The organism is Streptomyces tauricus, from assembly GCF_014650955.1.
GTDB lineage: Bacteria > Actinomycetota > Actinomycetes > Streptomycetales > Streptomycetaceae > Streptomyces > Streptomyces tauricus.
Window position 1 is genome coordinate 104,622 of record NZ_BMVY01000014.1, and the last position, 21,910, is coordinate 126,531.

Consider the following 21,910-nt stretch of genomic DNA (forward strand, 5'->3'; position numbering starts at 1 on the left):
CGTTCATGCCCACCTCCGTGCCCGAACCTGTTTACTTTCACGAAACCCGGGCGTAGCCTGCGAGTGAAACCACAGGTTCGGGCACAGAGTGGAGGCGAACGGGCATGTACGCACCTGAGCGGCAGCAGGAGATTCTCCGGCTCGCACGTGACGGTGGACGCGTCGACGTCGTATCGCTGGCCGAGGAGTTCCAGGTCACCGCCGAGACGATCCGGCGGGACCTCAAGGCTCTGGACCGGGCGGGCCTCCTGCGCCGCGTGCACGGCGGCGCCATACCGGCCGGGCGGCTCGACTTCGAGCCCGACCTCGCCGAGCGCGAGACCACCGCCGCGGACGAGAAGGACCGCATCGCCAAGGCGGCCCTCGCGGAACTGCCCGCAGAGGGCACGATGATCCTCGACGCGGGCACGACCGTCGCCCGCCTCGCCGGAGCCCTCCCGCTGGAGGCCTCGCTCACCGTCGTGACGCACAGCCTCCCCATCGCCGCCCGCCTCGCCGACCACCCCGGCGTCCAGCTCCACCTCATCGGCGGCCGGGTCCGGCACCGTACCCGCGCGGCGGTCGACGCCTGGGCGCTGCGGGCATACGGCGAGATCCGCGCGGACGTGGTCTTCCTCGCCGCGAACGGCTTCTCCGCCGAACACGGCCTGACCACGCCCGACCTCGCCGAAGCCGCCGTGAAACGCGCCGCCCTCGCCGCGGCCCGCCGCGTGGTGCTGCTCGCCGACTCCGCGAAACACGGCCAGGAGCACTTCGCGCGCTTCGGCGGCCTCGACGAGGTGGACCTCCTGATCACCGACAGCGGGCTGAGCCCCGAAGACGCCACCGCCATCGAGCGGGTCGGCGGCACGGAAGTAGTGCGCGCATGATCCTCACCGTCACCCCGAACCCGTCCCTGGACCGTACGTACGAGGTCCCCGCGCTCGACCGCGGTGAGGTCATCCGGGCCACCGGGGAGCGCATGGACCCGGGCGGCAAGGGCGTCAACGTCTCGCGGGCCGTCGCCGCGGCGGGCCGGCGCACCGTCGCCGTCCTGCCGCTCGGCGGCGCCCCCGGCGCGCTCGTCGCCGACCTGCTCGACGCACAGGGCATCGAGGTCGCACCGGTCCCCGTCGCCGGCGCGACCCGCTCGAACATCGCGCTCGCCGAGGCGGACGGCGTCCTCACGAAGATCAACGCACCCGGGCCCGAACTCACCTCCGCCGAGGAGGAAGCGCTCCTCGAGACCGTGCGCGAGCAGTCCCGCGACGCCGACTGGATCGCCTGCTGCGGCAGCCTGCCCCGCGGCCTCGCACCCTCCTGGTACGCGGAACTGGTCGCCCGGGCTCACCGGGCGGGCGCCCGGATCGCGCTGGACACCTCGGGGCCCGCGCTGCTCGCGGCCCTGCGGGAAAGGCCCGACGTCGTCAAGCCGAACGTCGAGGAACTCGCCGAGGCGGTCGGCCGCCCGCTCGCCACGGTGGGCGACGCGGTCAAGGCCGCCGAAGAACTGCGGGAGTTGGGCGCGCGGGCCGTACTGGCCTCCCTCGGCGCCGACGGGCAGTTGCTCGTCGCCGAGGAGGGTACGTGGTTCGCGAGCGCCCGCGTGGACGTCGTACGCAGCAATGTGGGAGCGGGCGACTCCTCCCTCGCCGGTTTCCTCATCGCGGGCGGCAGCGGGCCCGGCGCGCTCGCCTCCGCCGTGGCGCACGGAGCGGCGGCCGTCCAACTGCCGGGCAGCGTGATGCCGAGCCCGGCGAACCTCGACCCGGGCGCGGTGACGGTCACCGCGGAGATCCCGGTCGACCGCGTACTGACGGAGCCGGCGTCATGAGCACCCCATCGACCCACCCCGCAGCGGTAACCGCAGTAGTCCCAGTAACCGCAGTAGTCCCAGCAGCCGCAGTAACCCCCGTCCCCGTCCCCGTCCCCACCCTCGCCCACCACTCTCCCCGGGCGATACGCGAGCGAAGGAGCCCGCGATGAGCGAGATGATCACCGCGGACCTGGTCGATCTCGACCTGTCCGCCGATACGAAGGAAGCGGCGGCGCGTGCCCTCGCCGAGCGCATGGTGTCTCTGGGGCGGGTGACCGACCTGGACGGATTCCTCGCCGATGTCGCCGCCCGCGAGGCCCAGATGCCGACCGGTCTCGACGGCGGCATCGGCATCCCGCACTGCCGCAGCGAGCACGTCACCGAGCCGACCCTGGCCTTCGGGCGCAGCGCGGCCGGGGTCGACTTCGGCGCGCCGGACGGCCCCGCCGACCTGATCTTCCTGATCGCCGCTCCGGCCGGTGCGGACGACGCCCACCTCACGATCCTGTCGTCGCTGGCCCGCCAGTTGATGAACGCCGAGTTCACGTCCGCGCTGCGGTCGGCGGACGACGCGGCATCCGCGGCGGCGCTCATCCGCGGGGAGGAGACCCCCGAGGCCGGAGCCGGACCCGACGCCGGTGCCGGTGCCGGAGCCCGACCCGAAGCCACCGACGAACCCGCGGCCGTCGCCCAGCCCACGACGGCAGTCGCCGGATCGGGATCCGGATCGGGATCGGGATCCCGATCCGCAGCCGCTACCTCTACGGCCACCGCTGCCGGGCCCGGGACCGACGCCGTGGGCGCTCCCGGGACCGAGCCCGACCCCGCAGCCGGGGGCGGCGCTCGGCAGCCGTTCCGGATCGTCGCCGTCACCTCCTGCCCCACCGGTATCGCGCACACCTACATGGCGGCCGAGTCGCTGGAGAACGCGGGCCGCGAGGCCGGTGACGTCGAGATCGTCGTCGAGACACAGGGATCGGCCGGCTTCACCCGGCTCGACCCCGCCGTCATCGCAGCGGCGGACGGCGTGATCTTCGCGCACGACGTGCCCGTACGGGAGAAGGACCGGTTCGCCGGCAAGCCGACCGTGGACGTCGGTGTGAAGGCGGGCATCAGCAAGCCCGCAGAACTGATCGCCGATGTACGCGGCAGGGCCGAGCGCGGTGAGTCCACCTCGGCCGCCCAGCCCGGCGGCACCCCGGTGGACCGGGCGGGCGACCCCGGCGACGGCTACGGCACCAAACTCCGCAAGTGGCTGATGACCGGCGTGAGTTACATGGTCCCCTTCGTGGCCGCGGGCGGTCTGCTCATCGCGCTCGGGTTCGCGATCGGCGGCTACCAGATCAACGAGGCCAAGCCGGTCACCGAGGTCTTCGACTGGGGCCAGGTCGACAGCTGGGGCGCACTGCTGTTCCAGATCGGCGGCGTCGCCTTCGGCTTCCTGATCCCCGTCCTCGCCGGCTACATCGCCTACGGGATGGCCGACCGGCCGGGCCTCGTACCGGGCTTCGTCGGCGGCATGATCTCGGTCAACATCAACGCCGGGTTCCTCGGCGGTCTGGTCGCCGGTCTGCTGGCCGGTGCGGTGGTCCTCGCCATCCAGCGGGTCAGGATCCCGCCGGTGCTGCGCGGCATCATGCCGGTGGTCGTGATCCCGCTGATCTCGTCCATCGTGGTCGGCTTCCTGATGCTGATCGTGATCGGCAAGCCCATCGCCGAGGCCCAGAAGGCGATGACGGACTGGCTCAGCGGCCTCTCCGGCACGAACGCGGTGCTGCTCGGCGTCCTGCTCGGCCTGATGATGTGCTTCGACCTGGGCGGCCCGGTCAACAAGGTCGCCTACGCCTTCGCCACGGCCGGTATCGCCGTGCAGGACCCCAGCGACTCCGCGATGAAGATCATGGCGGCCGTGATGGCCGCGGGCATGGTCCCGCCGCTCGGCATGGCGCTGGCGACCACCATCCGCAAGAAGCTCTTCACCCCGGCCGAGCAGGAGAACGGCAAGGCCGCCTGGGTCCTCGGCGCGTCCTTCATCTCCGAGGGCGCCATCCCGTTCGCCGCCGCCGACCCGCTGCGGGTCATCCCCGCCTCGATGGCGGGCGGCGCGGTCACCGGCGCACTGACCATGGCGTTCGGCTCGACCCTGCGCGCCCCGCACGGCGGTATCTGGGTCACCTTCCTGATCGGCAAGCCGTTCCTCTACCTGCTGGCCATCGCGGTCGGCACGGCGGTCACGGCCGGCCTGGTCATCATCCTGAAGGGCATGCGCAAGCAGGCTCCCGACGGCGGTACGAAGAAGTCAGCCGAGGCCGCGACGGCGCCGCAGCCGAAGGAGCCGGTGGCGGCGTAAGCACAGGCCGCAGGACGACCGGCACACGGCCGTGGCCCGGGACACACTCCCGGGCCACGGCCGTCTCCGCCTACATCCGTACGTACCTGCCGGCCGCAGACAGCCAGTTGCCAGCCGTCAGTTACCGGCGGTCGGGCGCCAGTTGTCGGTCGCCCGGCGTCGGCGGGCGACCGTCAGCGCAGGTTGGCCGCCCGTCGCTCCATGGCCGCCCGGGCGTCCTCCTCCGACGCGTACACCTCGCACATGTGCCGCCCGTCGGGCGTCGCCGTGTGCTCGACCTCCCACAGGGACAGCTCACGGCCGTCCCGCAGCAGGAACGCGTGCTCGTAGAGCGAGAAGCACAGCCCCCTCCGGCCGGCCCGGCACGGCCGTCCGAAGGCCTGGGTGATCTGGTGCGCGAACGCCCTGCGCAGCAGCTCGGCCATGTCCTCGCCCGGCCGGTCCGCGTTCTCGGCGCGCCGCAGCAGCCGCCGGCCGTGGTCCGCCGAGTCGTCGGGAACGTAGGCGTGCAGCGGTTCCGGAATGGCCGACAGCCGTACCAGCAGCGGCAGTTCGAAGTCGGGGGTGTCCACCGGCAACGGCAGGCGCGCGGTCGCCGTACGCAGCTCTTCCTCGTCCTCGTAGACCTCGTGCTGGGTGTCACGGCCCGGCGTGGTGTTGTGGACCAGCTCCCAGAGCGTGAGCGCGCTCCCATCGGCCAGCAGCCACGTATGACGATACGTTTCGCGGTGCAGCCCCGCGCTGTGGTGCGCGGAGTGCAGTGAACTGTCGTGAGCCAGCGCTCGGTCGAGCCGCCCTATCGTGTCGTCCGGCAGCTCGAAGGAGTTCAGGGCGCGACCGAGGAGTCGCGCGAGATGCTCCTCCGGAGACTCGGGCGACTCGGGTGGCTCGTACGCTGCCGTCTCGTACGGAACGCTCAAGGCTTCTCCCGGCGTTGCTGCATGTCACCTTGTGGGTGCATACCGTAGCCCCTCGGTCGGACATCATGTCCGGGAACCGAGAAAACGTACACACAGAAAACGCCGTGGCGACGGGAGGAGTTCCCGCGCGGCCCGCGAAAACCACAAAACCCTTAGGTCAGAGGGCACTTCCGGCGGTCCATGCACTCCAGGCCATGTTCCAGCCGTTGAGCCCGTTCTCCGGCGAGACCGTCTTGTCGGGGGAGTTCTGGACGGTCACGACGTCCCCGACGAGCGAGTTGTCGAAGAACCACTTGGCGTTCGTGTCGCTCCCGGCGCCCTGCACATCCGCGAGGCCGACGCAGCCATGACTGGTGCCCTGCCTCCCGAACGGCGGATTGCCCTTGTCGTACCAGTAGTTGCCGTGGATGAAGGTCCCCGAGGTCGTCAGCCGCATCGCGTTCGGCACGTCCGCGATGTCGTACTCACCGCCGTAGCCGACCGTCGACCCGTTCATCCGCGTCTGCCGGAACTTCTCGGATATCACCATCTGCCCGTTGTACGTGCTGTTGTCCGCGCTGCCCGCCGAGATCGGGACCGTCTTCACGGTCCGCCCGTCCCGCACGACCTTCATGGTCTGCGTGTCGGCGTCGACGGTGGACACCTGCGAACGCCCCACCGTGAACGTGAACGTCTTGTCCTGCACCCCGTAGACGCCGTTCGCGCCCTCGACCCCGTCCAGGTCGACCTTCGTCGTGACCTTGGAGCCGGCCTTCCAGTACTCCTTGGGCCGGAAGTCCAGCCGCTGCGCCCCGAACCAGTGCCCGACCACCTTCTGCCCGCTGCTGGACGTGACCTCGATGTGCGACTCGACGTCCTTCTTGTCGGTGATCGCCTTGTCGAAGGTGAAGGACACCGGCATCCCGACGCCGACCTTCGCCCCGCCGTCGGGTGTGTACGTCCCGATGAAGCTGTTGTCCGTGGAGACGGTGGTGAAGGTGGAAGCGGCCTTCGCGGTCTTTCCGCTCTCGCCCTCGGCGGTCGCCGCTATCCGGTACTTGGTCCCCCGCTCAAGCCGCTTCCCGGGCTTCCAGCTCTTCCCGTCCTGCGCGACCGACCCCGCTACCTCGGCTCCGGTCGCCGACTCGGTCATCTTCACGTCGGTCAACTTGCCGTCGCTGACCTTCACACCGGTCGAGTTGATCGACGCCCCCGCCGAACCGTCCTTCGCGGAGATCACGATCTCCACTCCGGAGGAGGACCCACCGGCCTTGTTGTCGGCCTTGGCGTCGCTGCCGCAGGCGGTGAGAGTCAGGGCGCCGACCATCAGGGCGGCACAGGCCACCAGCGTGCGCCTCGCTGCTGTGTCGGGCGTAGTCACGGGCTGCTCCAAATCCTTGTGGGGCGGGACGACTTGCTCCGGACCATGAACAGGAAATCCGCGAAGAGGAAATCCACGAACAGAAGATCCATGAACAAGGAGGGAATCTCCGACAGCCCGGGTTCCCACAGCCGGCCCGGAACACCATCACGTGACAGAGTCGGGACAATCCCGGCTCCGACCACCCCACTTACCCACGGGCCCCTGCCCGCCCTCCCGGGGGCCCGCCCCCCCCGCCCCCACCCTCCCCTACCCCCTCCCGTACAACTCCCCGTGCGACAGCCACACTCCGCCAGGCCCTTCCACCGACTCGGCGGCCCGTACCGCCCGCACGATCGCGCGCGTCACCAGGTCCGCGCCCGCGGCGAGGATGTCGTTCAGGGCGAGGGGGTCCTCGGCGGCGAGGGGGCGCGCCCCCGTGGCGAGCGCGAACACCGTGTCCCCGTCGTGCAGCAGATGCACCGGCCGGACGGCCCGCGCGATGCCGTCGTGTGCCGTGCCCGCCATCTTCTGGGCCTGCGCCTTCGACAGGTCGGCGTCCGTGGCCACCACCGCCAGCGTGGTGTTGAGCGGAGGGACCGAGTTCTTCGCCGCGGACTCCGCCAGCCGCGCCCGGGCCGCCCGGTGCACCTCCGCGGCCGGACAGCTCAGCCGCCCCTGGACCAACTCCCCGTACAGCGCCCCCGTCTCCGGCTCCAGCACCGAGCCCGCCGCGTTCGCCACGACGAGCGCCGCCACCGTGACCCCCGATGCGAGAACGGCACTCGCCGTGCCGACCCCGCCCTTCATCATTCCGACGGCCGCCCCGGTCCCGGCGCCCACGCACCCCTCCCGTACGGGCGCGCCCTCCTCGCTCGCCGCCGCGGCCTCCACCGCCTCGCGGCCCGCCGCCGCGTCCGGCCGGGCCCGGAAGTCGCCGCCCCTGCCCAGGTCGAAGACGCAGGCCGCCGGCACGACCGGCACGACATGGTGCGGATCGGGGCCGACCCGCACCCCGCGCCCCCGCTCCTCCAGCCAGGCCATCACGCCCGTCGCCGAGTCCAGCCCGAACGCGCTGCCGCCGGTCAGCACGATCGCCTCGACCGTGCGCACCACGTTGCGCGGGTCGAGCGCGTCGGTCTCCTTGGTACCGGGTCCGCCGCCGCGCACGTCCACGGCGGCGACCGCACCACCCTCGGGGGCCAGGACCACCGTGGTTCCGGTGAGGCGGCCGTCGCCGATCCGCGTGGCATGCCCCACACGCAGCCCGGTCACATCGGTCAGAGCGTCAACAGTCATGCGCCCAGTGTCGACCCCGCCCCCACCCGGAGAGGAGACCTCGGCGGACGCCCGGCCCCACGTTCGCCTGCGCGTACCCTGAAGGTATGAGTGAAGCCGGAGCGTCCACCCCCGAACCGCGTGAGCCCAAGGCCGCGCTGGTCTTCGACGACCCGCTGAGCCGGCCGTCCGCGGACGACACGGACCGCGGGTGGGGGGAGAGGCCGCCCGCCGACGGCGCCGCGGACCTGGCCCGCTTCCTGGACGAGAAGCCGCCCCACCACATCTGACCCCGCCGGCGCCGGCGTCCCGGCCGGCCGCCAACCACCCCGCGTCCGGGCCGGACCGCGTCGGCCGCCCCCTGGAACACCGCCCGGCACCCCGCCAGGAACGCCGCCCGGACCGCCGCCCCTAGTGCTCGCTGGGTCCGGTGCCGCGCTGGGCCACCAGGGCGTCGCGGATCTCCTTCAGGACTGCCAGCTCGGTGACCTCGATCACCTCTTGCGTGTTCTCCTTCGCCTTCTGGCGGGCCGCCTGCCGGGCGAGGTACTTGGACATCGGCAGCACCATCAGGAAGTAGACGACTGCGGCCGTGATCACGAAGGTCAGCGTCGCGCTGAGGACGGTGCCCCACATGATGGGAATGCCGCTGGTCGCGGTCCCCGTCGCCTCGTCGAAGTTGCAGGGGTCCTTCAGGCACGAGCTGTACTTGTCGAGGTCCTTGGTGCCGAAGGCGCCGACCAGCGGGTTGATCACGCCCTTCACCACGGAGTTGACGATGTTGGTGAAGGCAGCGCCGATGACCACCGCGACAGCCAGGTCGACGACGTTCCCGCGCATCAGGAAGGCCTTGAAGCCGTCCCAGATGCTCGGGTCCTTCTTCTTCTCGCTCACCAGGGGGACCCTTCTCGGTTGCACAGATTGTGGAATGAACAGCTCCGCAACCTACGTCAGGGTGCGGCGGCCCTGTCCAATTCCCTGACTCCAACGAGCGACTTGACAGCCGAGCCGCCCACCGCCTGATCATGCTCAGCACAAGGTCACCGCCAGTCGCGAGGTCACGCCTGCCCCGGCCAGCCGTGCGGCAGTCCTCCTGGGGACGGACAGAACGACCAGCGCACCACCCTCGGACACGCTGTCCGGGGACTCCGGCACCTTCGTCACCCGCACCCCGCGGGCCACCACCCGCGCGTCGCCCGCCGCCGACTGCCCGGCCGCGACCACGTCCACCCGATCACCGGGCCTGAGCAGCCGCACGGTCGCGCCGTCGGCGATGCGCACAGGCGCCGTCACCATCTCGACCGGCCGCCGCTCCCGCACGGAGTCGACCACCGGGCGGGGCGGCCCCGCGCCCCGCGCCGCCACATCCCTCGGTCCGGCCGCGACGAGGGCCGCCGCCGTCACCGCCAGTCCCGCCGCCACGGCCCGCCGTCGATACCGGACCAGCCGCCGCAGCTGATACCGCCCGCCGCGCACCCGTACAGGAGCGAAGTGCGGCACCTGGCACGTGCCGGGAACGTCCGTGCCCAATGGACGCGGGAAGGAGGACAGCTGCGACACGGGTACCACCGCCTGCGGTCGGAGATCGGTTTCGACCCCCAGACTGCAGGCTCGCCAGGATTCCCGCCGACGCCCGTGGACAGCCGCGCACTTGTGGAAAACCCCACCACCCGAAGGAGAGATTCCGGCCCCCCACGACCGACGCCCAGAACTCCCTCCGGGGCATCAGCAGTGCGAGCCCTTACGGCAACGCAATCCCCGGATCCATCCCGCCCAACGCCGAAGCACACGTGCAGTCCCGCGCATCAGCGGCCGGCAGCCCGGCCACCGCGTCGAACAGCACGCCCCGCAACCGCCCCACATTCGCGGCGAACACCTTCAGCACCTCGTCGTGCGAGACGCCCTCACCCGCGGCGGCCCCCGCGTCGAGATCCGTGACCAAGGTCATCGACGTGTAGCAGAGCTCCAGTTCACGGGCGAGCGCCGCCTCCGGATGCCCGGTCATGCCCACCACGGACCACCCCTGCGCCCGGTACCAGAGCGACTCCGCGCGGGTCGAGAACCGCGGGCCCTCGATCACGACGAGCGTTCCGCCGTCCACCGCCTCCCACTCCCGCCCCCGTGCCGCCGCGAGCGCGACCTCGCGCCCGACGGGGCAGTAGGGGTCGGCCAGCGACACGTGCACCACGTTCGGCGTTCCGCCACCGGCCAGCGGCACCCCGTCGAAGAACGACTGCGCCCGGGACTGCGTACGGTCCACGAACTGGTCCGGCACCAGCAGTGTCCCGGGCCCGTACTCGGGGCGGAGCCCGCCCACCGCGCACGGCCCGAGCACCTGCCGCGCGCCGACGGAACGCAGCGCCCACAGGTTGGCCCGGTAGTTGATGCGATGCGGCGGCAGATGATGCCCGCGCCCGTGGCGGGGGAGGAAGGCGACCCGGCGCCCGGCGATCTCGCCGAGGAAGAGGGAGTCGCTGGGCGGCCCGTAAGGGGTGTCCACCTGTATCTCGGTCACGTCGTCGAGGAAGGAGTAGAAGCCCGACCCGCCGATGACGCCGATCTCGACGTTGTCCGTGTTCGCCATGGACGGCACCCTAACCGGGCCCGGACGGGGCCGGGAAACGCCGAGGACCCCGCCGTGCGCGGGAGGCGCGACGACAGGGTCCCGTAAGAAACGAGGCGCGAGAAAGCGTCAGGCGGCGTTGCTGCCGGAGGACGAACTCGTGGACGACGACTTCGACGACGACGACTTCGAGTCCGACGAGGACGAGGACTTGGAGTCCGACGAACTGGACGGCTTCGAGTCGGACGACGAGCCCGAGGACTTCGAGGCCGAGGCAGGACTGCTGCTCGACGACGAGCCGCGGCTGTCGTTGCGGTAGAAACCGGAGCCCTTGAAGACGATGCCTACTGCGGAGTACACCTTCTTCAGGCGGCCACTGCAGTTGGGGCACACGGTCAGGGCGTCATCGGTGAACTTCTGCACCGCCTCAAGGCCTTCGCCGCACTCGGTGCACTGGTACTGGTAGGTCGGCACTGTGTCTTCCTCCTGGCACTCTCACTCAGTGAGTGCTAACGACGGTCCATACTGACCTATTCCTCGGGATCAGTCCACTGCCACCGGCACGCGGTGACCCACGCCACGTGCGACGGTACGGCTCACGGCCGGCGGAGCGAGCCGCGAACGCAGGCCCACCAGGGTCGCCAGAGCGAGCAGCGTGCCGCCCATCGGGACCAGGAAACCGGCCCCGTCCCAGAGGCGGTCCTCCAGCTGTCCGGCGATCATGACGGCGGCCGCCTGGCCGAGGGCTACCGCGCCGGTCAGCCAGGTGAAGGCCTCCGTACGGGCGCCCGCCGGCACCAGCCCCTCGACCAGCGTGTAGCCGGTGATCAGGGCGGGCGCGATGCACATGCCGACGACCAGACCGACCCCGGCGAGGACGACCACGGACTGCGCCGCCCACAGCCCGGAGGCGGTCAGCGCCAGGGCCGCGTACCCGATGAGGAGGCGGCGGCGCGGGGCCACCTTCCAGGCGATCGCGCCGCAGACGATGCCGGAGAGCATGTTGCCCGCGGCGAACGTCCCGTACAGGACGCCGTTCAGGCCGGGTTCGCCGATCGACTCGCTGAACGCGGCCAGCGAGACCTGCATACCGCCGAAGACGGCACCGATGCCGAGGAAGGCCACGATCAGCACCCGCACCCCGGGGACGGCCAGCGCGGAAACGGCCTTCACGCGTGCGTGCCCGCCGTCACCTGCCCCCGAGCCACCCGCGGCGCCGACCGGGAGCCCCACGGGCGGCTGGGTGCTCCGCTGGGCGGCGAACAGCAGGCCGCCCACCAAGGTCAGCGCGGCTTCGGTGAGCAGCCCCGCGGCCGGGTCCACGGCCGTGCACAGGGCGGTCGCCAGGAGCGGGCCGAACACGAAGGTCAGTTCGTCCGTGACGGACTCGAAGGCCGCCGCGGTCGTCATGAGGGGCGAGCCCTGGAGCTTGGTGCCCCAGCGGGCCCGGACCATGGGCCCGACCTGCGGCACGGAGGCGCCGGTCGGCACGGCGGCGGCGAACAGGGCCCACAGGGGAGCGTCCGCGAGCGCCAGCGCGGTCAGGGAGAGGCCCGCCAGGGCGTGGACGACGACGCCGGGGAGCAGTACGGCCCGCTGGCCGTGCCGGTCGGCGAGACGGCCGGTGAACGGCGCGAACAGGGCCATGGCGACACCGGTCACGGCGGCGACGGCGCCCGCGGTCCCGTACGAGCCGGTGGTGTGCTGCACGAGCAGCACGATGGAGATGGTCAGCATCGCGAACGGCTGGCGCGCGGCGAAGCCGGGGAGCAGGAACGTCCAGGCGCCGCGGGTGCGCAGCAGTTGCCCGTATCCCGGGCGGGCGGAGACCGGAGTGCCGGTGGAGGCCGGGGTTCCGGTGGAATCCGGCGTACCGCCGGTCCCCTTGGTGACCGTGGATGCCACGGCCGTGCCTTTCTGCCGCCTGGTAGCGCGGCCCCTGTGGCGGGGCGCGGGGCGCCGAGAGCTGTCCTCTTGCGCGGAACTGCGGTAGATACCGGGCCGCCCACTGAGAGGGGCGCCGCGGCCGCCATACGGTCGCGCCAGCACTGCGTCAGGCAGAGTTGGTTCGATCAGGTGTGCCTTGATGATACAGGGCTCACGCAGGCCACACCTGTGAAAACCAGCACCTTCAAGCCCGAGGCCTGGGTTTTCCGGCCAAGCCGACAGCGGGCACCCTCAACCCCAGCCCCTGACCTCAGCCCCCGACCCCACCCCTCGGCCCCGCCCCTCAAGACGGGGCCTCAGCCCCAGCCCTCGGCCCGATCCCCGCCGGTCCCCAGCCAGTCCGCCAGCTTGCCGCCCTGGCCGACCGCGCGCAGTCGCCGCTCGGCGGCGTCCCGGACGGGGTCCGTCGCCACGACGAGCAGTTCGTCGCCGCGCCGCAGCACGGTCGTGGGCAGAGGGACGAACGATTCTCCACCGCGTACGACCAGCGTGACCGCGGCCCCCGCGGGCAGCCGCAGTTCGTTGATCTCGACGCCGTGCATCTTCGACCCGTCCGGGATGGCGAGGGACAGCAGATGCCCGCGCAGCCGCTCCAGCGGCGCCGACTCGATCCCCAGGTCGGCGGTCTCCGAGTCGGACGTGGACAGCCCCAGGGTCCGGGCCAGCCAGGGGAGCGTCGGCCCCTGGACCAGGGTGTAGACGACGACAAGGACGAAGACGATGTTGAAGATGCGACGGCTTTCCTCGATGCCGCTCACCATGGGGATCGTCGCCAGGATGATGGGCACGGCGCCGCGCAGTCCGGCCCAGGACATCAGGGCCTGTTCCTGCCAGCGCATCCGGAACGGCAGCAGGGCCAGCACGACGCTCAGTGGTCGCGCCACCATGGTCAGCACCAGCCCGATGACGAGCGCCGGCCAGATGTCGTCGCCCATCTCGTGCGGGGTGACGAGCAGGCCGAGCAGGACGAACATGCCGATCTGGGCGATCCAGCCGAGCCCGTCGGCGAAGCCGCGGGTGGCGGGCCAGTGCGGCAGCTTCGCGTTGCCGAGCACCATCGCCGCCAGGTACACGGCGAGGAAGCCGCTGCCGTGGGCCAGCGCCCCGGCCGCGTACGCGGTGACCGCGATCGCCATGACGGCGATCGGGTAGAGGCCGGAGGCGGGAAGCGCCACATGCCGCAGCCCGTACGCGCCCAGGAAGCCCACCGCGAGCCCGATGAGCGCTCCGATGGCCAGCTCCAGCGCGATCTCGCCGACCAGGTGGTACCAGTGGTCCACCGGACCGGCCGTGGAGAACGCGACGACGAGGATGACGACCGGGGCGTCGTTGAACCCCGACTCGGCCTCCAGGATGCCCGTCACGCGCGAGGGGAGGGGCACCTTCCGCAGGACCGAGAAAACAGCTGCCGCGTCCGTCGAGGACACCACCGCGCCGATGATCAGCGCCTGCCGCCACTCCAGCCCGATCAGGTAGTGGGCCGCCGTCGCCGTGACGCCGACGCTCACCGAGACCCCGACGATCGCCAGGGAGGAGGCGGCCGGGAGTCCCGGCTTGATCTCCTTCCACTTCGTGCCGAGCCCGCCCTCGGCGAGGATCACGACCAGGGCCGCGTATCCGATGACCTGGGTCAGTTCGGCGTTGTCGAAGTGGACGTCGCCGATGCCGTCCTGGCCCATGGCGACGCCGATGCCCAGGTAGACGAGCAGGCTGGGGAGCCCGCTGCGCGAGGAGATCCGAACCGCTGCCACCGCGACGAGCAGAACGAGCGAGCAGACGAGCAAGAGCTGGTTGAGGTGGTGGACAGTCAGCGGCTGTTCCCTTCTCGTCGTTCCGATCCTGCTGTTCCGAGTGGCTCGGGTTCGATCGGTTCTAGCAGCGCAACTACTTCGTTACCTTACCTAACTCTTGACGCTTTCTTGACACTTGCCAGGGCAAGATCGAACTTTCGTCCGCACGGGTTCCCGACACCGCGTCAAGCCGGGGTTGGCCCTGCGCCTATGGTTGCTCCAGCGTTCAGTCAAATGGACAAGCCCGTCTGCCGCTCGCGTGAGGACAGCAAGGACAGCGATGCCCCCCAACACCACCGCATCTTCCGGTCAAAAGCCCGGCAAGTCCGGCAGGAAGAAGGGGCGCAGAGCCCGTCTGGTCCTGATCATCCTGGTTCTGGCCATTGTCGGCGGTGTCGCCTACGGGGCCTTCTGGAGCATCAGCACCGTCCGCGCCTCCTTCCCGCAGACCAAGGGTTCCATCACCCTCGACGGCCTGTCGGGGCCCGTGGACGTCAAGCGGGACGGCTACGGCATCCCGCAGGTCTACGCCTCGACCGACGAGGACCTGTTCATGGCGCAGGGCTTCGTCCAGGCGCAGGACCGGTTCTACGAGATGGACGTCCGCCGCCACATGACGGCCGGCAAGCTCTCCGAGATGTTCGGCAAGAGCCAGGTCGACAACGACGAGTTCCTGCGCACGCTCGGCTGGGAACGGGTGGCGGAGAAGGAGTACAAGAGCAAGCTGTCGGCGGAGACCAAGAAGTATCTCCAGGCGTACGCCAAGGGGGTCAACGCCTACCTGAAGGGCAAGGACGGCGCGGACATCTCCCTGGAGTACGCGGCCCTTGGCTTCACCAACGACTACAAGCCCAAGGAGTGGACCCCGGTCGACTCCGTGGCCTGGCTCAAGGCGATGGCCTGGGACCTGCGCGGCAACATGCAGGACGAGATCGACCGCTCCCTGATGACCAGCAGGCTCGGCCCGAAGCAGATCGCCGACCTGTACCCGGAGTACCCGTACGACCGGAACAAGCCGATCGTGCAGGAGGGCCAGTACGACTCCCTCACCGGCGAGTACTCGCAGAGCAGCACGGGCACAGGAACAGGCACGGGTGCCGGCACGGGCACGGGCACGGGCACCGGTGGTACGCAGTCCGCGGCGGGCAGTGGCCTCACGAACGGCACCGAGGCGCCCGCGGGGCTGGAGAGCCAGCTGTCGGGCCTCTACAGCGTGCTCGACGACGTCCCCGAGGCCGTCGGAGTGAACGGCAACGGCATCGGCTCCAACTCCTGGGTCGTCGGCGGCGACCACACCATCAGCGGCAAGCCCCTGCTGGCCAACGACCCGCACCTGTCGCCCTCGCTGCCGTCGGTCTGGTACCAGATGGGCCTGCACTGCAAGAGCCTCTCCGAGAAGTGCCAGTACGACGTCTCCGGGTACACCTTCGCGGGCATGCCCGGTGTGGTCATCGGCCACAACAAGGAGATCGCCTGGGGCATGACGAACTCGGGCGCCGACGTCACCGACCTGTACCTGGAGAAGCTCACCGGGGACGGCTACGAGTACGACGACAAGGTGCTGCCCTTCACCACCCGCAAGGAGAAGATCGACGTCGCGGGCGGTACGAGCAAGACCATCGTCGTCCGGGAGACCAACAACGGACCGCTGCTGTCCGACCGTGACGACGAGCTCGTGAAGGTCGGCAAGAAGGCCGGGGTCGACAGCGCCGCCCCCGACCGCGGCGACGGCTACGGCATCGCCCTGCGGTGGACCGCGCTGGACCCGGGCACCTCGATGGACGCCGTCTTCGCGATCAACAAGGCCACCGACTGGACGTCGTTCCGCAAGGCGGCCACCCTGTTCGACGTCCCCTCGCAGAACCTCGTCTACGCGGACCGCGAGGACAACATCGGCTACCAGCTGCCCGGCCGGATCCCGATCCGCGGCGAGGGCGACGGCTCGCTCCCCTCGCCCGGCTGGGACTCCAAGTACCGCTGGAAGAGCTACATCGACCAGGACGAGCTGCCCAACGAGTACAACCCGAAGCGCGGTTACATCGTGACCGCCAACCAGGCCGTGGTCGACAAGGACAAGTACCCCTACACGCTCACCACGGACTGGGGTTACGGCACCCGCAGCCAGCGGATCTCCGACCTCATCGCGTCGAAGATCAAGAACGGCGGCAAGGTCTCCACGGACGACATGCGCCAGATGCAGCTCGACAACAGCAGCGAGATCGCCAAGCTGCTGGTGCCCAAGCTGCTCAAGATCGACGTGGCCGACAAGGACGTCCGTGAGGCGCAGAAGCTCCTGGAGGGCTGGAACTACACCCAGGACGCCGACTCGGCCGCCGCCGCGTACTTCAACGCGACCTGGCGCAACATCCTCAAGCTCGCCTTCGGCAACAAGCTCCCCAAGGAGCTGCGGGTCAAGGGCCAGTGCCTGTACGTCGAACCGGCCGACTCCACCACCCCGGTGGACGACGAGGACGACAAGGTGCGCGAGTGCGGCCAGCGTGACGCGGACAGCGCGCAGCCGGACGGCGGTGACCGCTGGTTCGAGGTGGTGCGCAAGATCCTCGACGACGAGGACAACGACTGGTGGTCGACGCCCAGGACGCGCAACGACAAGGCCGCCGACACCCGTGACGAGCTCTTCGGGCGGGCCCTCGCGGACGCCCGCTGGGAGCTGACCGCCAAGCTCGGCAAGGACCTGGACACCTGGAGCTGGGGCCGGCTGCACCGGCTGTACCTGAAGAACCAGACCCTCGGTACCGAAGGCCCCGGTTTCCTCCAGTACATGCTCAACCGCGGCCCGTACAACATGGGCGGCGGCGAGGCCGCGGTGAACGCCACCGGCTGGAACGCGGCGGGCGGCTACTCGGTGGTCTGGGTGCCGTCGATGCGCATGGTGGTGAACCTCGACAACTTCGACAAGTCCAGGTGGATCAACCTGACCGGGGCCTCCGGCCACGCGTACAGCGCCCACTACATCGACCAGACGAGCAAGTGGGTCAAGGGCGAACTGCTCCCGTGGGTCTCCACGGACCGGGCCGTGGAGAAGGCCACGTCGGACACGCTCGTGCTGCAACCCTGACACGCAGCGGTGAAAGGGCCCTCCACGCGCGCGTGGAGGGCCCTTTCACGTACTCGGTGTTCCGGCCGGGTCAGCGGAAGCGGCGCACCCCCGACGGCGTCACCGCTGCGTGCACCGGCCGGTCGTGCGGCTCCTCGGGTACGTGGCCCACCACTTCGGAGTCGTACAGCAGCACCACCAGGGCCGGACCCGCGCCCGCCCGCTCCAGTCGCGCGAGCACCCGGTCGTACGAGCCGCCGCCGCGGCCGAGCCGCATCCCGCGCCCGTCCACGGCCAGCCCCGGCAGCAGCACGGCGTCGGCGCCGAGCACGCCCTCAGGGCCCAGGCGCCCGCCCGCGGGCTCCAGGAGGGTCATCCTGCCCCCGAGCTGGACGGACACGAGCGAGTCAGGGCCGTCGTAGGTGCCCCAGTCGAGGTCGTTGTCGGCGAGGAGCACGGGGAGCAGGACGTGCACACCGCGCGCGTGCAGCGCGTCGAGGAGCGCGCGGGTGCCCGGTTCGCTCCCCACGGAGACGTACGCCGCCACCGTGCGCGCACGCGCCAGTTCGGGCAGTTCCAGCGCGCGGGCCGCGAGCGCGGCCTCCGTTTCCCCCACGTCATCGGCCGTCAACCTGTTCCTCACCATGAGGATCCCCCGCCGCAACGCACGCTTGCCAGAGTCCTCTTCAGGTCTCAGGTGGCTCATAGACTTGTCCCGTACCCTTCATAATGCGCTCATATGAGAGCGAATTAACCGGAGCCACAGATTCACTACAAAGGCACCGGATATGGTGTCGGGCATGACTCAGTCGCACCCAAGGATCAGCAAGGCTGTCATCCCCGCAGCAGGTCTCGGCACCCGGTTCCTGCCGGCCACCAAGGCCACTCCCAAGGAGATGCTGCCGGTCGTGGACAAGCCGGCGATCCAGTACGTGGTCGAGGAAGCCGCGTCCGCCGGCCTCGATGACGTCCTCATGATCACGGGCCGCAACAAGCGCCCGCTGGAGGACCACTTCGACCGCAACTACGAGCTGGAGTCGGCCCTTCAGAAGAAGGGTGACGCCGGCCGGCTCGCCAAGGTGCAGGAGTCAAGCGACCTCGCCACCATGCACTACGTCCGCCAGGGCGACCCCAAGGGCCTCGGCCACGCCGTGCTGTGCGCCGCGCCGCACGTCGGCCACGAGCCCTTCGCCGTCCTCCTCGGCGACGACCTGATCGACCCGCGCGACCCGCTGCTCAAGCGCATGGTCGACGTCCACGAGCAGTACGGCGGCAGCGTCATCGCGCTCATGGAGGTCGAGCCCGAGCAGATCCACCTCTACGGCTGCGCGGCCGTCGAGGTCACCGAGGACGCCGACGTCGTCAAGGTGACCGGCCTCGTCGAGAAGCCCGACCCGGCGGACGCCCCCAGCAACTACGCGATCATCGGCCGCTACGTCCTCGACCCGCACGTCTTCGACATACTCCGCACGACCGAGCCCGGCCGCGGCGGCGAGATCCAGCTCACCGACGCCCTCCAGCAGCTCGCGGACGACGAGAAGATCGGCGGCCCCGTGCACGGCGTCGTCTTCAAGGGCCGCCGCTATGACACCGGTGACCGCGGGGACTACCTGCGTGCCATTGTCCGACTCGCGTGCGAACGTGAAGACCTGGGCCCGGACTTCCGGACCTGGCTTCGCAGTTACGTCACCGAGGAGATGTAGCAATTTGAGCACCGCCGCGACCCGTGCCACCGGCCAGGACCACCTCTGGTCGGTGACCGAGCACCTGGAGGACATCCTCGCGACCGTGCGGCCCCTGGACCCCATCCAGCTGCAGATCCTCGACGCCCAGGGCTGTGTCCTGGTCGAGGACGTGATGGTGCCGGTGTCCCTGCCGCCCTTCGACAACAGCTCGATGGACGGGTACGCGGTCAGGGTCGCCGATGTCGCGGGCGCCAGCGAGGAGTACCCGGCGGTCCTCACGGTCGTCGGCGACGTCGCGGCGGGCCAGTCCGAACTGCTCCACGTGGGTCCAGGACAGACCGCCCGCATCATGACGGGCGCCCCGCTGCCGCCCGGCGCCGAGGCGGTCGTCCCCGTGGAGTGGACCGACGGCGGCCTCGGCGAGGGCCCCGTCTCCGGGATGCGCGCCCGCAGCTCGTCCCCCGAGGGCGCCTCAGGACAGGTGCACGTCCACCGCCCGGCGGGAGCACGCGCGCACGTACGCGCGAAGGGCAGCGATGTGAAGGCCGGCGACCGCGCCCTGGCCGCGGGCACCGTCCTCGGCCCGCCGCAGATCGGACTCCTCGCCGCGATCGGCCGGGGGACCGTCCGCGTCCGGCCCCGCCCGCGCGTGGTGGTCATGTCCACCGGCAGTGAACTCGTCCAGCCCGACGGCGAGTTGGAGTCCGGCCAGATCTACGACTCCAACAGCTACGCGCTGTGCGCCGCGGCCCGGGACGCCGGAGCGATCGCCTACCGGGTGGGCGCCGTCGCCGACGACGCCGAGACGCTCCGTGCCACCATCGAGGACCAGCTCATCCGCGCCGACATCGTGGTCACCACGGGCGGCGTCAGCGTCGGCGCGTACGACGTCGTCAAGGAGGCGCTCTCCTCGGTCGGCGACGAGGACGAGGCGGGCGGCGGCATCGAGTTCCGCAAGCTCGCCATGCAGCCCGGCAAACCCCAGGGCTTCGGCACCATCGGCCCCGACCACACCCCGCTGCTCGCCCTCCCGGGCAACCCCGTCTCCTCGTACGTGTCCTTCGAACTGTTCGTGCGCCCCGCGATCCGCACCCTGGCGGGCCTGGACGACGTCCACCGGCCCACCACCAGGGCGACGCTCCGCACGGACAAGGCACTCACCTCGCCCGCAGGCCGCCGTCAATTCCTGCGCGGCCGGTACGCGGACGGGGAAGTGACGCCCGTCGGCGGCGCCGGATCCCATCTGATCGCGGCCCTCGCGCACGCCGACGCGCTGATCGTCGTCCCGGAGACCGTCGAGTCCGTGGAGCCCGGCACCGAGGTCGACGTGGTCCTCCTGGGCTGAGGGCTCCGAGTTGGGGGTACCGTGTCGCGCACGACAGGCACGACCGGGAGCGCCGCCACAGCATGAGTACGGCATGAGTACGCAGGACAGACTGACCCACATCGACGAGGCGGGTGCCGCCCGCATGGTCGACGTGTCCGAGAAGGACGTGACGGCACGCACCGCCCGCGCGAGCGGCCGCGTCCTGGTCTCGCCCCGCGTGATCGAGCTGCTGCGCGGCGAGGGGGTGCCCAAGGGCGACGCCCTCGCCACGGCGCGGATCGCGGGCATCATGGGCGCCAAGCGCACACCGGATCTGATCCCGCTCTGCCACCCGTTGTCGGTGTCGGGTGTCAAGCTTGACCTGTCGGTCGCGGACGACGCCGTCGAGATCCTGGCCACCGTGAAGACCACCGACCGCACGGGCGTCGAGATGGAGGCCCTCACCGCGGTCACCGTGGCGGCTCTGACCGTGATCGACATGGTCAAGGCGGTCGACAAGGGGGCGGTCATCACGGACGTGCGCGTGGAGGAGAAGACGGGCGGCAAGTCGGGCGACTGGAGCCGGCCATGACGGGCGCGCCCCAGACCCCCGAGTCCCCCCAGTCCCACCCGTCCGGCCAGACCCCGGCGGAGCCGGCCGGGCCGCCGATCGGTGCCGCGCTGACCGCCCCGTACAGCGCGCTCGTCGTGACGGCCTCGAACCGCGCGGCGGCGGGTGTCTACGAGGACAGGGGCGGGCCCCTGATCGCGGAGGGGCTCGCGAGGTTCGGCTTCGCCGTCGACGGCCCCTGGGCGGTGCCCGACGGCGACCCGGTCGAGAACGCGCTGCGGACGGGTGTCACAGCGGGCTACGACGTCATCGTGACCACCGGCGGCACCGGCATCTCACCCACCGACCGCACCCCGGAGGCCACGCGGAAGGTGATCGCGTACGAGGTGCCGGGCATTCCCGAGGCCATCAGGGCGTTCGGACGGGAGAAGGTGCCCACGGCGGCGCTCTCCCGGGGCCTCGCCGGGGTCGCGCAGGGGACGCTGATCGTGAACCTGCCGGGTTCCACCGGCGGGGTCAAGGACGGTCTGGCCGTCCTCGAACCCCTCCTGATCCACGCCGTCGACCAGCTCCGCGGCGGCGACCACCCCAGACCCAGCGGCAGTGGGGGTGCGAGCTGAACAGCCCATCCTGGCCGGTCGAGCTGGTGCACGGCGATGTGGTCCTCAGGCCCATAAAGCTGCGCGACCAGCGAGCCTGGCGTGACGTCAACCGGCGCAACCGGGACTGGCTGCGCCCCTGGGAGGCGACCATCCCGCCGCCCACGCCCAGCGGGCCGATCGCCCACCGGCCGACGTACCGGCAGATGGTCCGGCATCTGCGCGCCGAGGCGAACGCGGGACGGATGCTGCCGTTCGTCATCGAGTACCAGGGGCGGCTCGTCGGACAGCTGACGGTTGCCGGAATCACCTGGGGCTCCATGTGTTCGGGCCATATCGGCTACTGGGTGGACGAGGCGGTCGCCGGACGCGGAGTGATGCCGACGGCCGTGGCGCTTGTGTCCGACCACTGCTTCCGAACCGTTGGTCTGCACCGCATCGAGGTCTGCATTCGGCCCGAGAACGGACCCAGCCGACGGGTCGTGGAGAAACTCGGATTCCGTGACGAAGGTCTCCGTCCGCGATATCTCCACATCGACGGAGCCTGGCGCGACCACCTCGTCTTCGCCCTCACGGCCGAGGAGATCCCCGAAGGACTGCTGGCCCGCTGGCGCCGGACACGCACGAGGAACGCGTCCGAAAACTCACCACGGGACACACCCCGGAACACCGCGTAAATGAAATAGGTGTTCGAAAATGATCGGGGATC

General features: G+C 70.7%; 20 protein-coding genes. 10 read left to right on the plus strand and 10 right to left on the minus strand.

Annotated elements, in window-relative coordinates:
* The first annotated feature begins 104 nt into the window (after positions 1-104).
* The 3 genes from IE278_RS22225 (at position 105) to IE278_RS22235 (ending at position 4,145) form a co-directional block, all read left to right on the plus strand.
* A complete protein-coding gene (locus IE278_RS22225; RefSeq protein WP_189774928.1) occupies positions 105-869 on the plus strand; it encodes a DeoR/GlpR family DNA-binding transcription regulator in 765 nt (254 codons plus the stop codon).
* Positions 866-1,813, plus strand: a complete 948-nt coding sequence (gene pfkB / locus IE278_RS22230) for a 1-phosphofructokinase (protein WP_189774930.1) — start codon at positions 866-868, stop codon at positions 1,811-1,813. The genes IE278_RS22225 and pfkB overlap by 4 nt, the downstream gene beginning before the upstream one ends.
* A gap of 148 nt (positions 1,814-1,961) precedes the next feature.
* Entirely contained in the window at positions 1,962-4,145 is a 2,184-nt protein-coding gene (locus IE278_RS22235; protein ID WP_189774932.1) for a PTS fructose transporter subunit IIABC, read from the plus strand.
* A 173-nt stretch (positions 4,146-4,318) separates the two neighbouring features.
* Here IE278_RS22235 and IE278_RS22240 read toward each other — a convergent pair whose 3' ends face one another.
* From IE278_RS22240 to IE278_RS22250, 3 genes are all read right to left on the minus strand, one after another.
* Positions 4,319-5,065: a DUF6227 family protein gene (locus tag IE278_RS22240; RefSeq protein ID WP_189774934.1), complete on the minus strand. Its 747-nt coding sequence runs from the start codon at positions 5,063-5,065 to the stop codon at positions 4,319-4,321.
* A 157-nt stretch (positions 5,066-5,222) separates the two neighbouring features.
* The gene (locus tag IE278_RS22245; protein WP_189774936.1) at positions 5,223-6,425 is read right to left on the minus strand and encodes a L,D-transpeptidase; all 1,203 of its coding nucleotides are present in this window, start codon (positions 6,423-6,425) and stop codon (positions 5,223-5,225) included.
* Positions 6,426-6,674: 249 nt separating this feature from the next.
* A complete protein-coding gene (locus IE278_RS22250; protein WP_189774938.1) occupies positions 6,675-7,703 on the minus strand; it encodes a P1 family peptidase in 1,029 nt (342 codons plus the stop codon).
* 86 nt (positions 7,704-7,789) lie between these two features.
* Here IE278_RS22250 and IE278_RS22255 point away from each other — a divergent pair, with 86 nt between their 5' ends.
* Complete coding sequence (locus IE278_RS22255; protein ID WP_189774941.1) at positions 7,790-7,972, plus strand: hypothetical protein; 183 nt, start codon at positions 7,790-7,792, stop codon at positions 7,970-7,972.
* 121 nt (positions 7,973-8,093) lie between these two features.
* Here IE278_RS22255 and IE278_RS22260 read toward each other — a convergent pair whose 3' ends face one another.
* From IE278_RS22260 to IE278_RS22285, 6 genes are all read right to left on the minus strand, one after another.
* Complete coding sequence (locus tag IE278_RS22260; protein ID WP_373312054.1) at positions 8,094-8,522, minus strand: large conductance mechanosensitive channel protein MscL; 429 nt, start codon at positions 8,520-8,522, stop codon at positions 8,094-8,096.
* A gap of 189 nt (positions 8,523-8,711) precedes the next feature.
* Positions 8,712-9,242 (minus strand): CpaB family protein, encoded by a 531-nt coding sequence (locus IE278_RS22265; protein ID WP_189774945.1) that lies wholly within the window; start codon positions 9,240-9,242, stop codon positions 8,712-8,714.
* A 181-nt stretch (positions 9,243-9,423) separates the two neighbouring features.
* Positions 9,424-10,266: an S-methyl-5'-thioadenosine phosphorylase gene (locus tag IE278_RS22270; protein WP_189774947.1), complete on the minus strand. Its 843-nt coding sequence runs from the start codon at positions 10,264-10,266 to the stop codon at positions 9,424-9,426.
* 108 nt (positions 10,267-10,374) lie between these two features.
* The gene (locus tag IE278_RS22275) at positions 10,375-10,719 is read right to left on the minus strand and encodes an FmdB family zinc ribbon protein (protein WP_189774949.1); all 345 of its coding nucleotides are present in this window, start codon (positions 10,717-10,719) and stop codon (positions 10,375-10,377) included.
* Between the two features lie 69 nt (positions 10,720-10,788).
* The gene (locus IE278_RS22280) at positions 10,789-12,150 is read right to left on the minus strand and encodes an MFS transporter (RefSeq protein ID WP_189774951.1); all 1,362 of its coding nucleotides are present in this window, start codon (positions 12,148-12,150) and stop codon (positions 10,789-10,791) included.
* Positions 12,151-12,488: 338 nt separating this feature from the next.
* On the minus strand, positions 12,489-14,030 hold the full coding sequence (locus tag IE278_RS22285; RefSeq protein ID WP_189775063.1) for a potassium/proton antiporter: 1,542 nt from the start codon (positions 14,028-14,030) through the stop codon (positions 12,489-12,491).
* A gap of 232 nt (positions 14,031-14,262) precedes the next feature.
* On the opposite strand from IE278_RS22285, the gene IE278_RS22290 reads away from it, so the two are divergent.
* Entirely contained in the window at positions 14,263-17,061 is a 2,799-nt protein-coding gene (locus tag IE278_RS22290; protein WP_189774953.1) for a penicillin acylase family protein, read from the plus strand.
* Between the two features lie 70 nt (positions 17,062-17,131).
* On the opposite strand, the gene IE278_RS22295 is transcribed toward IE278_RS22290, so the two are convergent.
* Positions 17,132-17,746 carry a 5-formyltetrahydrofolate cyclo-ligase gene (locus IE278_RS22295; RefSeq protein ID WP_189774955.1) on the minus strand — a complete coding sequence of 205 codons (615 nt, stop codon included), beginning with the start codon at positions 17,744-17,746 and terminating at the stop codon, positions 17,132-17,134.
* 94 nt (positions 17,747-17,840) lie between these two features.
* Here IE278_RS22295 and galU point away from each other — a divergent pair, with 94 nt between their 5' ends.
* From galU to IE278_RS22320, 5 genes are all read left to right on the plus strand, one after another.
* Positions 17,841-18,743 (plus strand): UTP--glucose-1-phosphate uridylyltransferase GalU, encoded by a 903-nt coding sequence (gene galU / locus IE278_RS22300; protein WP_189774957.1) that lies wholly within the window; start codon positions 17,841-17,843, stop codon positions 18,741-18,743.
* A gap of 4 nt (positions 18,744-18,747) precedes the next feature.
* Positions 18,748-20,070, plus strand: a complete 1,323-nt coding sequence (gene glp / locus IE278_RS22305) for a molybdotransferase-like divisome protein Glp (protein ID WP_189774959.1) — start codon at positions 18,748-18,750, stop codon at positions 20,068-20,070.
* Between the two features lie 73 nt (positions 20,071-20,143).
* Positions 20,144-20,623, plus strand: coding sequence for a cyclic pyranopterin monophosphate synthase MoaC (gene moaC / locus IE278_RS22310; protein ID WP_189774961.1), 480 nt, complete (start codon positions 20,144-20,146; stop codon positions 20,621-20,623).
* Positions 20,620-21,222: a MogA/MoaB family molybdenum cofactor biosynthesis protein gene (locus IE278_RS22315; RefSeq protein WP_189774963.1), complete on the plus strand. Its 603-nt coding sequence runs from the start codon at positions 20,620-20,622 to the stop codon at positions 21,220-21,222. The genes moaC and IE278_RS22315 overlap by 4 nt, the downstream gene beginning before the upstream one ends.
* Before the next feature lie 26 nt (positions 21,223-21,248).
* Complete coding sequence (locus IE278_RS22320; protein ID WP_246570523.1) at positions 21,249-21,878, plus strand: GNAT family N-acetyltransferase; 630 nt, start codon at positions 21,249-21,251, stop codon at positions 21,876-21,878.
* The last annotated feature ends 32 nt before the right edge of the window (positions 21,879-21,910 follow it).

What these genes read in the sequence shown, in the direction of transcription:
- IE278_RS22225 (WP_189774928.1), top strand. Translation starts at nt 105, where the DNA reads ATGTACGCACCTGAGCGGCAGCAGGAGATTCTCCGGCTCGCACGTGAC.
- pfkB (WP_189774930.1), top strand. Translation starts at nt 866, where the DNA reads ATGATCCTCACCGTCACCCCGAACCCGTCCCTGGACCGTACGTACGAG.
- IE278_RS22235 (WP_189774932.1), top strand. Translation starts at nt 1,962, where the DNA reads ATGAGCGAGATGATCACCGCGGACCTGGTCGATCTCGACCTGTCCGCC.
- IE278_RS22250 (WP_189774938.1), bottom strand. Translation starts at nt 7,703, where the DNA reads ATGACTGTTGACGCTCTGACCGATGTGACCGGGCTGCGTGTGGGGCAT.
- IE278_RS22255 (WP_189774941.1), top strand. Translation starts at nt 7,790, where the DNA reads ATGAGTGAAGCCGGAGCGTCCACCCCCGAACCGCGTGAGCCCAAGGCC.
- IE278_RS22260 (WP_373312054.1), bottom strand. Translation starts at nt 8,522, where the DNA reads ATGCGCGGGAACGTCGTCGACCTGGCTGTCGCGGTGGTCATCGGCGCT.
- IE278_RS22270 (WP_189774947.1), bottom strand. Translation starts at nt 10,266, where the DNA reads ATGGCGAACACGGACAACGTCGAGATCGGCGTCATCGGCGGGTCGGGC.
- IE278_RS22290 (WP_189774953.1), top strand. Translation starts at nt 14,263, where the DNA reads ATGCCCCCCAACACCACCGCATCTTCCGGTCAAAAGCCCGGCAAGTCC.
- IE278_RS22295 (WP_189774955.1), bottom strand. Translation starts at nt 17,746, where the DNA reads ATGAGCCACCTGAGACCTGAAGAGGACTCTGGCAAGCGTGCGTTGCGG.
- galU (WP_189774957.1), top strand. Translation starts at nt 17,841, where the DNA reads ATGACTCAGTCGCACCCAAGGATCAGCAAGGCTGTCATCCCCGCAGCA.
- moaC (WP_189774961.1), top strand. Translation starts at nt 20,144, where the DNA reads ATGAGTACGCAGGACAGACTGACCCACATCGACGAGGCGGGTGCCGCC.
- IE278_RS22315 (WP_189774963.1), top strand. Translation starts at nt 20,620, where the DNA reads ATGACGGGCGCGCCCCAGACCCCCGAGTCCCCCCAGTCCCACCCGTCC.